Annotated in this window: 2 protein-coding genes; one reads left to right on the top strand and one right to left on the bottom strand. The window is 68.0% G+C overall.

Features of this window, described 5'->3' with window-relative positions; all coding sequences use genetic code 11:
* Window positions 1-386, top strand: a 386-nt coding sequence (locus VL973_RS05055) for an RBBP9/YdeN family alpha/beta hydrolase (protein WP_325282942.1), incomplete at its 5' end; no start/stop codon positions are given.
* A gap of 4 nt (window positions 387-390) precedes the next feature.
* Here the strand turns inward: VL973_RS05055 and VL973_RS05050 are convergent.
* A partial coding sequence (locus VL973_RS05050) for an NAD(+) synthase (protein ID WP_325282941.1) occupies window positions 391-1,568 on the bottom strand: 1,178 nt, incomplete at its 5' end.

Here is a 1,568-nt window from a genome sequence, read left to right as displayed (position 1 = left end):
GGCCGGTCGCGGGGGCGCTGCTGGTCGCGCCCGCCGATGTCGACCGGCCCGGCGCACATCCCGATCTGGCCGCGTTCAAGCCTTCGCCGCGTCAGTTGTTGCCCTTTCCGTCGATCGTGGTCGCCTCGAGCGACGATCCGTGGATCGCGGTCGAGCAGGCGCATAATCTGGCGAGCCGATGGGGCAGCCATTTCATCGACGTGGGACCACAGGGCCATCTGAATGCCGCCAGCGGCATTGGCGGCTGGATCGAGGGCCAGGAACTGCTGAACCGCGTCCTCGACGCCGCCGCCGATCATCGGGGGCAGCCCCGCACCGCCGGAGAAGCGCGACAGGTGCTGGCGGTCGAGGCGACCGAGGCCGCCGAGCGCCATTATCTGGGCTGACCGCTCAAAGCGGCGGCAGCCCTGCGCGCAATTCCTCGATCCAGGCGCGTGCCGTCCCGTCGGATGGCGCGCGCCAGTCGCCGCGCGGCGATAGCGCCCCCGCCGCTGCGACCTTTGGCCCGTTGGGGATGGCGGATCGCTTGAACTGGCTGGTGCGGAAAAAGCGGTCGAGGAAGCTTTCCAGCCACTTGGCGATCGTCGGCAGGTCATAGGCGCCGCGCGCGTCGTCCGGCAGGTTGGCAGGCCAGTGCCCCGCCGCCGCATCGGCCCAGGCGTGCCACGCCAGAAACGCGATCTTCGACGGCGCCAGCCCCTGGCGCGCGACATGATGCAGGAAGAAATCGTGCAGCGCATAGGGACCGATCCGCCCCTCGGTCGACTGCATCGCGCCGGTGTCGTCGGCGGGGACCAGTTCGGGGCTGATTTCGGTCGACAGGATCGTCTCGAGCACGGCGCCCACTGCATCGTCAACCTGGCCGCTGGCAATGGTCCAGCGGATCAGATGCTGGATCAGTGTCTTGGGCACGCCGGCATTGACGGCATAATGGCTCATCTGGTCGCCAACGCCGTAAGTGCACCACCCCAGCGCCAGTTCGGACAGGTCGCCCGTGCCCAGCACGATCCCCTCGCGCTGATTGGCCAGCCGGAACAGGTAATCGGTGCGAAGGCCCGCCTGCACATTTTCGAACGTCACGTCATATTGCGGTTCCCCGGCGGCAAAGGGGTGGCCCATGTCGCCCAGCATCTGCCGCGCGGCGGGGCGGATGTCGATTTCCTCTCCGGTGATGCCCAGCGCCCGCATGAGCCCCCATGCGCTGGCCCTGGTCGCGTCACCCGTTGCGAAACCGGGCATGGTGAAGCCGAGAATGTCGTTGCGCGGGCGACCCAGCCGGTCGAACGCCTTGGCCGCGACCAGCAGCGCGTGGGTCGAATCGAGGCCGCCCGACACGCCGATCACCAGACGCTTTGCGCCGGCGGCGGTCAGGCGCTTTCGCAGGCCTTCGACCTGGATGTTGAATGCCTCGTAACAATCGGCGTCCAGCGTCTCAATCGCCTCGGGAACGAAAGGATAGCGGTGGACCGTGCGGCGCAGGCCCACATCGGCGAAATCGGGCTGATGGTCGAAGCCGATCCGGCGGAAGCGCGTTTCCGGGTGCCCGTTCGCTGCCGCGCAATCGTTGA

It is taken from the genome of Sphingomonas sp. (genome assembly GCF_035490575.1).
GTDB lineage: Bacteria > Pseudomonadota > Alphaproteobacteria > Sphingomonadales > Sphingomonadaceae > Sphingomonas.
The sequence above is the reverse complement of the archived record's forward strand: the minus strand, read 5'-3'. Positions and strand labels throughout refer to the sequence as shown.